8 protein-coding genes are annotated in these 8313 nt (G+C 69.4%); 1 reads left to right on the top strand and 7 read right to left on the bottom strand.

Features of this window, described 5'->3' with window-relative positions:
• Nucleotides 1–135 precede the first annotated feature (135 nt).
• The 7 genes from H4N64_RS32605 to H4N64_RS32575 all read right to left on the bottom strand — a co-directional run bounded on the left by H4N64_RS32605 (nucleotide 136) and on the right by H4N64_RS32575 (nucleotide 5634).
• The gene (locus tag H4N64_RS32605) at nucleotides 136–1770 is read right to left on the bottom strand and encodes a sodium/solute symporter (RefSeq protein ID WP_186286065.1); all 1635 of its coding nucleotides are present in this window, start codon (nucleotides 1768–1770) and stop codon (nucleotides 136–138) included.
• Nucleotides 1770–2081, bottom strand: coding sequence for a hypothetical protein (locus H4N64_RS32600; protein ID WP_260860101.1), 312 nt, complete (start codon nucleotides 2079–2081; stop codon nucleotides 1770–1772). Before H4N64_RS32600 ends, H4N64_RS32605 begins: the two co-directional genes overlap by 1 nt.
• Before the next feature lie 357 nt (nucleotides 2082–2438).
• Nucleotides 2439–2789 (bottom strand): hypothetical protein, encoded by a 351-nt coding sequence (locus H4N64_RS32595; RefSeq protein WP_186286063.1) that lies wholly within the window; start codon nucleotides 2787–2789, stop codon nucleotides 2439–2441.
• A 391-nt stretch (nucleotides 2790–3180) separates the two neighbouring features.
• Entirely contained in the window at nucleotides 3181–3633 is a 453-nt protein-coding gene (locus H4N64_RS32590) for a hypothetical protein (RefSeq protein ID WP_186286061.1), read from the bottom strand.
• On the bottom strand, nucleotides 3630–4142 hold the full coding sequence (locus H4N64_RS32585; protein WP_186286059.1) for a sigma-70 family RNA polymerase sigma factor: 513 nt from the start codon (nucleotides 4140–4142) through the stop codon (nucleotides 3630–3632). The genes H4N64_RS32590 and H4N64_RS32585 overlap by 4 nt, the downstream gene beginning before the upstream one ends.
• Nucleotides 4135–4584: a DUF3995 domain-containing protein gene (locus H4N64_RS32580; protein WP_186286057.1), complete on the bottom strand. Its 450-nt coding sequence runs from the start codon at nucleotides 4582–4584 to the stop codon at nucleotides 4135–4137. Before H4N64_RS32580 ends, H4N64_RS32585 begins: the two co-directional genes overlap by 8 nt.
• A gap of 465 nt (nucleotides 4585–5049) precedes the next feature.
• Entirely contained in the window at nucleotides 5050–5634 is a 585-nt protein-coding gene (locus H4N64_RS32575; protein WP_222109671.1) for a GNAT family N-acetyltransferase, read from the bottom strand.
• Nucleotides 5635–5859: 225 nt separating this feature from the next.
• On the opposite strand from H4N64_RS32575, the gene H4N64_RS32570 reads away from it, so the two are divergent.
• Nucleotides 5860–7650, top strand: a complete 1791-nt coding sequence (locus H4N64_RS32570) for a tetratricopeptide repeat protein (protein WP_186286055.1) — start codon at nucleotides 5860–5862, stop codon at nucleotides 7648–7650.
• Nucleotides 7651–8313 lie beyond the last annotated feature (663 nt).

Raw genomic sequence — 8313 nt, 5'->3', positions numbered from 1 at the left:
GTACGGGGTCAGCCCCAGGGAGATGCGCCACAAGGCCCGCTGATCCCGCTTCAGGTCTTCGCGGCGTCGGTTTCCCACAGGGGCGGCGGTCGAGGGAGCGTGTGAGGGCGCTCCGCCGGCCGCCGCCTTCGTGCGTCAGTACGTCAGTACGTCAGGCTCGACCGGCGCCTCAGCCATCGGGGCCGTATGCCGCCGTCCCGTCACGCTGCCGAGCCAGCCGAGCAGGAACGCGACGGGCAGCGACACCAGGGCGACTGTCTGGAGCGGGAACCAGTCGATGTGCCACTCGGGCACCAGCGCCATCGGGTTGCCCGAGAAGACGGGGCTGCACACCTGGAGTCCGATCGCGGAGCCCAGGCCGCCGTACAGCGTCCAGAGCAGTCCCCGGCGCGTGAAGCCGCGCCAGAACAACGCGTACACCAGCGCCGGGAGCAGGCAGGAGGCCGCCACCGCCAGGGAGAGCGTGGACAGGAAGCCCATGTTCCAGCCCTGGACCCACACCGCGCAGAAGATGCTCAGCAACCCGACCAGGGCGGACGCGATACGGGCCGCGGCCACCTCCCGGCCCTCGGTGGTACGCCCGCGGCGCACGACGTTGGTGACGAGATCATGGGCGACCGCGCCCGCCGCCGCCAGGGTCACGCTGGCGACCACCGCAAGGGTCGTGAGGAACACCGCGCAGGCGACCAGCACGATGAGCCATGCCTCGCCCGTCTGCGCCGACGATCCTCCCGCCAGATCGCCGGTGAGCATCAGCAGGCTGCTGGTGGCTCCGGGATCGGCGGCGAGAATCTTCGGGGCACCGACCACCGCCGCGGCGCCGAAGCCCATCACGGTGGTGACGAGGCAGACGGCGCCGACGATCCCGATGGTGTGGCGGACCGTACGTCGGGCGGCGGCCGGGTCGGGCGCGGTGTTGAGCTGGGTGGCGACATGGGGCAGGCACGCCACGCCCAGCACCACGGTGATCATCAGGCCGATGAAGTCGAGCGTGCTCTCGACCGGGCCGCCGGCGGCGAAGCGCAAGCCGGGACGCATATAGCCCTCGGGTCGGCCGCTGCCCCGAGCGGCGGTGTCGATGAGGGAGTCGGCGCTCCAGTGGAAGCGGTGGAGCAGCACCGCGGCCACGGCGAGCGCCATGGCGAGCACGAACACTGTCTTGATGATCTGCAGCGCGATCATGCCTCGCATCCCGCCGAAGGCGGTGGCGCAGACGACGAGCGCGCCGATCATGACGATGACCGTCTGTTCGGCGCCCGCCCCGGAAAGGCCGAGCAGCATGGCGGTGGTCCGGCCCGCGCCGGAGAGCTGGACGATCAGATACGGGATACAGGCGCTCAGCGTGACGACGGCGGCCGCGATCCGCACGGCGGGCCCCGGGGCGCGCAGGGCGAAGGTGTCGCCGAGGGTGTAGCTGCCGCGCTCGCGCAGCGGGCCGGCCAGCAGGAGCAGGACGCCGAGCGACAGCACGGTGCACAGGGCGATGAACAGGCCGTCGAAGCCGAAGACCGCGACGGCTCCCGTCGTACCGAGCACGGTCGCGGCGGAGAGATAGACGCCGGAGAGGACGATGGCGCCCTGCACGGGGCGCAGTCTGCGGCCCGCGGTGTAGAAGTCGTTGACCCGGTCGCGCTCGGGGCCGTTGAGCACGCAGATGAGCAGTATCGGGACAATGACCGTCAGAAAGCCGACGAGGACCCAGGAGCGGGTGTCCGCGTCCAGGTCGAGGGTGCCGGGTGCCCCTGCGGCGAGCAGCATCTGAGGAAGCATCAGCGCTCCCCGTGCGGCTGCTCGTACGAGGCCTCACCGTAGGGCGTCTCGTCGTGGGCTTCGCCGTAGGGGGCGCGGTCGTAGCGCGCCGCCGTCCACAGCAGGAGCAGAACCTGGGCGAGGAGTGCGAGGACGCCGAGGGTGATCTGTCCGGCGACTCGCGTGGCCAGCAGGTCCTCGGCGGCGCAGGCGAGCAGGAGGTGGACCGCGAAGGTCAGTCCGTTGACGAGCAGGAAGGACCTGCCGGGCGGGTGGGGCCGGGGTCTTTGATGGAGCTGGGGGGTGTGCGGATGGGCGTGCTGATGGGCCATGGAGCTCTCCTGGCGGGCCGGGATGCGCGCATCGCCTGGCTCGGGCGATGCCTTGCGCGGGCATCGCCCCTGACGGCGTTGCCCCTGATGCGGGCTCACCAGAGCACGTACCGACCAGTCGGTCCATGCGTTTCGGACACGCCGTTGTCCGCTCCCAACGCCGGAGGGCGGTGACTGTGCTGATGCCCATTCAGCCACCCGCGGGAAGGAAACCGGCCGCGGCGGTACGGCCGGCGGGAGAGGTGACGGGCATGCGTGGCGGCCCGAGCCGGGGCACGGCCAGTGCGTGGAGTCTCCGCAGTCGGAGATCATCACGGTGGTCGGGTTCGCTGCCGGGACCGCCTTGGTCACCTTGGGTTAGTTCTTCGGCTCTTCCCTGCTGACCAGCCCGTTGACATGGTCCGCGTACAGGGCCCGAGAGATGGTCGACAGAGCGTCCCCCGTCGCGTACCGCCCCAGCTGCGGCGAGTCCCAATCGGGCGTCTCCGCAGCGTCGGCGATGTCCTGCCACATCCCGAGACAGGCCTCCCTGGCACGCTCCCGAGCGATATCCCCGACCGACGCCGTGCGCGGGGCTTCGGACGTCGTTGGACTTGACGCACCACCGCCGCCCGAGCCTCCAGGGCCCTTGTCGTGGGAGCCGTCCGTCCCCGACGCACTGCGCCCGGCCGCGACCAGCACTCCGGCGGCGCATGCCCCAGCGCGCACGGCCATTCCTCGGCCGGCCCGTCGTCTCCTCGCGATGAGCCTCACAGCCACATCACCTCAAGAACAATGCAGACCCGCCCCACACACATATACGCGGGCGCACCCATCGCTACTCCCGGGTTCCGGCGGACTCCGCAAGGGGTCGGCTCGGGCCAACTTCAGTGTGACGGGGGATTTGGCAGTGTCTTACTCAGGGAGTGCACGGTGACACCGTGGCTTCCCGTCTCACTCAACCGAGTCGTTTCTCAACGAACCGAGTCGTTCGAGCTTCTGTCTCAGCGAACCAGTCCCCGCGGCTGAGTGCGCTGCGGGTGCCGAGTTGCTGTACCGGCTGGGGTGGATCAGGCGGGACCGCGTTTCGAGTTGGGGTCCGACGGCTGCCGCTTTCCGGTCACAACAGGGCCGTCAGGCGCTGAATGCTGCGGCTGCCCTCACGACGTACGCCCAGGGGGATCAGTGCGGCGTGGGTCGGCAGGCGCACGCCCCCGGTGAACGCCACCCGAGTACCTGGGCCTTCTGGCGCCGCCGCCACGCCCAGCAGCAGGAACCGGCTCTGCAGCCAGCACCAGCCGGGCCGCTGCACCCCACGCAGCCGTGCCCGCATCCCGTACCTGCTGCGCGCCAGCGCCTCTACGCGCTCGCCCTGCCGACGGACGACGCGCAGCCGCTCCATGTCGGGCACGACCTGCCCGAAGGCGCCCTCCAGGTCGCCCAGCAGGTCCCAGACCCGTTCGAACGGTGCGTCGATGTGCGCCTCGGTCACGTGGGCGCCACGAATGCCGCCGGCCAAGGCGTGCAAGCGGCGTACGGGGTCGAGGTCGGTGATGGGCCAGGGCTCGTTCATGACGTCCACGCCTTCCGGAAAGTGTCGCGGGCCCGGTGCAGCCGTGACTTGACGGTGCCCGTGCGCACACCGAGCAGGGCGGCGGCGGTGCGCTCGTCCAGGCCCTCGACGTCACGCAGCATCAGCACCGCGCGGTGCTCGGGGGAGAGCCGGTCCAGTACGTCCCTGATGTCGGCTGAGAGTTGGGGGTCGCCGCGGGCGGGGAGCGCGCTGAGATCGGCCGGTACGGTGCGGGCGGCGCGGTGCGCAGTGCGGATCGCCTCCCGCACGGCGATGGCACGGACCCAGCCGTGCAGGGCAGCCGGGTCCTTCAGGGTGCGCAGCGACTTGAAGACCGCCACCAGGGCCTCCTGCGCAGCGTCCGCGCCCTGGCCCAGGGCTATGGGCGCGCAGACGCGGCCCACGTACGGCGCGAGGACGTCCAGGAGTTCAGCCATGGCGAGGGTGTCGCCGCGCTGGGCGGCTCGCACCAGCCGGGCCGTCCGGTCATCGGGTCGTTCATCAGGCACGGGCCGTATCCTTCCACCGCGCCACGCGCAGGGCAGCGACGGCCAGGACGGCGCACAGTGGGGTGTAGAGCACGAGGTTGAGCCAGTAGAAGGCGCTGCCGGTCTCCTTGGTGAACAGCCAGTAGATCCCCGCCAAAGCGCGCAGCGAGAGTCCCGCGGCCACGGCCAGGGTGCCGACGCGGAGCAGCAGGTGGCGGGGCCGGCGCGAGTGAGCAAGGACGAAGGCGGCGGCGGTGAGGAGCAAGGCAACCAGAGGAAGCAGGATCGGTGGTGTGAACGGCACGTCCGTACCGAGAACCGCGTGGGACAGGCTCCTGTCGTCGGCCGCGGGCCATGTGGCTCCCGTCGTCCAGTACAGGTGGAGCACAGCGTCCACGGTGAGCACCGAGGCGACGAGCGCTGCAGCGCGGATCGGGGCGGGGGTGTCGGGCCGGTACGGCATGTGTCCTCCTACGCAGGCAAGGTTGGGTTCCGTCGCCCTGTTGAGGAGCCGTCCGCGCGAAACGTTCCCCCGAAGTACGTGAATTCTTCGGAGCTGCGCGGAGCCCACCCCGGGCCCCGGCTGCCGAACGGGCCTCCTGCACCGGGGCGGCCAAGCGCGTCAACAGCAGAGCTGAAACTGCCATCATCGCCTCGCTCCGTTGACTCGCCGGCGTCGGACGGTGGGCGACGTCGCCCTGAGGGCTTCGGGCACGGTCTGTCGCCGTTGGTCTCAACGAACCGAGTCGCCCGGCGTGCTCGGGGCTGGTGTCGGTCGGGCCTGGTTCTGCCTTGACCGGTGGGGTTGTTGGTAGTCCCTGGAGGCAGGTCGGGCGTGAAGTCTCACACGCACCCATTCGGCTTTGTGCACCGCTGCCGGGCCGGGCGCCGGCAGTCGCACCGAAGTCTGACGTCCGCCAGGTCCGTCTTACCGCGGTGACGGGTCGAGCCCAAGCACGGGCAGACAGTCGGCAACAGCGGCGAGTTCGATGTCGTCACGCCGCTGCTTGATCCACTGCTCGCGGGTCAGCCTCCAGCATTTGATCTCCGCCGGCTCGCCCCTCCGGGTGTCCCAGAAGACGCCGTTCGGCTCATATCCCAGGGCTTCGGAGACACGGTTCGAGGCATGGTTGTCGACGAACGCATCGCTGCTTGCCTCGCGGGCTCCCAGCCCTTCGAAGGCCAGATGCAGCACTGCCTGTCGCACCTCCTTCCCGAAGCCGGCGCCGCGCACGTCGGGGCTGAGCCAGGAAAACGTGGTGACCGTTCCGAAGGTCGCGAAGTCGATGCCGATCAGATCCTGCATGCCCACCGGCTCGCCGTCGATGACCACGACGAAGTAGAGGCGCCAGGAACCGGCACTGACACGGCCTCGGCCGGACCATATTCCCCGCAGCCAGCGCCACTCGCGTTCCGGGCTGTCCTCATAGAGAGAGATCGGATCGTCGAAGGGCCACGGAGGTTCCGTGGCCCCCCTTGCGCACCGTCGGGACCAGGCGTTCCAGGAGTTCATCCGTCGCCCCCAGCAAGGACAGCCGGGGCGTGTGCGCCTGCACGTTCAATGGGGGATACGCGGACAGCGGCGGGGCAGTCGTCGGCATGCGCGCAACCTCAGAACCGAGCCATCACGGCGTGCATCACATATGCAGCCTGGGCCTGAGTACGGCGCCGCAGACCAAGGCACTCAAGATCAGCAGGCCTCGCCACGCCGTGTCCTCCGGTTCCGGTGACCTCATGCATGGAAGTCGGATACGCCGCAGCCCTCGATGTGCCGGTGGTCGTGGTGACCACGGACTTTCAGACCTACTCAGCCGACGGGAACGGTTTTCGCCGGGCCTTCCTCGACCCTCTGATCGAGGTCGTCGCCCATCGCGTCATCCGCGTCGACCGGCTCGGCCCGCCGGACCCCGCCAACTCAGGCGACCGCTTCGCCGCCTTCGCGGCTCGCAACCTGGCCCAGGTCGACACAGCAGTGGCCACAAGCGTGGACACGCTCCTGGAACTCGCCACCCGCACCCGTCCATTCCCAGCCGCTCCCCGTATCGAGAAGGCCACAGCGTTCATCGAACCGAGCCCGTACGCCCCACACCCTGAGACCTTGATCAACGTCCTTGGGGCAGCCGGCCACGAGGTCACCGTCGCAAGCTGCCATCGGGCACCCGACACCATCGGGGCGGCCGGCGATGACTGGGCGAAGGCTCTGCGCCGAAGTCCTCATCGCGGATGTTTCCGGACCCGAGGCGCCGCCGCCAAGCTCCACAAGATCGACGACCGGCATGGCGGCGCGCAACTGGTGGATGCCGCAGCCCGTTTCATTGATCACGTCGAAGCAGCCGCGCGGCGCTGCACATACGGGAACAACGTGCAGACCCACCTGTACCGCGCCTTGGGTGAAATGGCCACGAGCGCCAGCTGGTTCGCGTTCGACGCGGGTCGGCAGAAAGTCGCACGCCAATGGTGGGACGCCGGGCTGCGCTACGCCCTTCTGGCTCGCGACAAGCGGCTCCAGGCGCGAATCTGGTCATCCATGTATCACCAGGCGTACGTGCTGGGGCACGGCGGCGAGGCGGCATCGATCGCTCGGGCGGCGCTGCAGGAAACGCGGGGCCGCAGGGACGGACAGCTGTCCGCACTGCTGCACACCAGGGTTGCCCAGGGACACGCCATCCAAGATGCGGCGGGCTGGTGTGCCCGGTCCCTGCACCGAGCCGAGCAGGAATTCGACCGGGAGCCCAGCGAGCCACAACGGTGGCTCGGGTTCTTCAACGCCGGCGAGGTGTCCAGTGCCGCAGCCTTGTCCTTCCTCGACCTGGGGCACAACGCCAAGGCGGTGGCCGATGCTCGTGAATCCCTGCGGATCGCGCAGTCAACGCCATTGAGGCGTAACCAGTTTGCCGCGCACGTCAGACTTGGCCGGGCCTTGGCGGCAGCCGGGGATCTGGAGGAGGCCATGGCAGCCGGAGACGACGCCCTCGCCCTTCTGCCCGAGGTGCACAGCCACCTGATCGATAAACGCCTGAAGCAGTTGCGTGACGACCTGCTCGACCATGGCGCGCCCGGTGCCGCGGAATTCTCGGAACGATACAAGGCGGTGGCCCACATGTCCGTAGATCTTCTGACGACCAGCTACTACACCAGCGAGCGGCTGGCAGAGATCCGCGGCACCATACTGGACGTGTACGCCGACGTGTACGCGGACGAAATCGCCACCAACCCCTTCTTCTCCATGGAGCGCTTGGAGGAACGGCTGGAAGCCCACGTGTCCGCCGGCGGCTGGGGCTGCGTCATCGCCGAGGTCGACACCAAAGTAGCGGGCTTCACTTACGGATTCACGGCGCGAGGATGCGGGCAGGTTCAAGCTGTGCGAGAACATGCTCCGCGAGAAGTGGCGCGGGCGGGGCATCTCCCGCGTAATGCACGACGAATTGATGAGCCAACGGCACGAGGAGCGGGCCGAGCTGCTGGTCCGCCGGGAGCGTCCGCGTCTGCGGGCCCTGTACGAGAGCTGGGGATACGAGCACGCCGGTGAGAAGCTGCCCTTCCCGGACTCGCCGCTGTACGACGTGATGGTGCTCGACCTGCGCCGGGGGTAGGTGACGCGAGCAGTTCCACATCGGGAACGGCGAAAGCGCCCAGCGCCTCTCGAGCAGCGAAGGCGAAACGGACGCTCCACCATCCACCTGGAGGAGTTGGTGACCGTGGACACCGACGCGCTCGTCGCCGCAGTACAGCGCGCGGGCGACTACGCCGCTCGGCTCATCGGCTAACAAGGACGGGGTCGGGCCGACGTGGAGATCCCTGTCGGCTGGCTCTCTCGGTTCGGTTCCTGTCTCCAATGCGCGGCGGCCATCGTGGGCTCTTCGGCGTCCCGGCCCGCAGGGATTCACCGGCTCTTTCCGGGACCCGCCCCGGCTGCCTCGCCCGACGGAGACGGTCGGCTCCCGGCAGGGCGCGCCGACCAGGGAATCCCTCACCAGGGTCTCGCGAAGCGCGGCTCGTCAGGGGGCATACTCGCTGGGACAAGGGGAGGGTTCAGCCAGCGAGGCAGTCACCGATCTGCCGACCCGAGACGTGGCGGCACTCTCCCATGGCCATCGCGTGGCTGCTCGTCACCCTCGCCGGACTGTTCGAGACCGGCTTCGCGGTGAGCCTCAAGCTGTCCGAGGGTTTCACGTTCCCGCGCTTGGTCATG

This window comes from Streptomyces cupreus (genome assembly GCF_014257025.1).
Classification (GTDB): domain Bacteria; phylum Actinomycetota; class Actinomycetes; order Streptomycetales; family Streptomycetaceae; genus Streptomyces; species Streptomyces cupreus.
The sequence above is the reverse complement of the archived record's forward strand: the minus strand, read 5'-3'. Positions and strand labels throughout refer to the sequence as shown.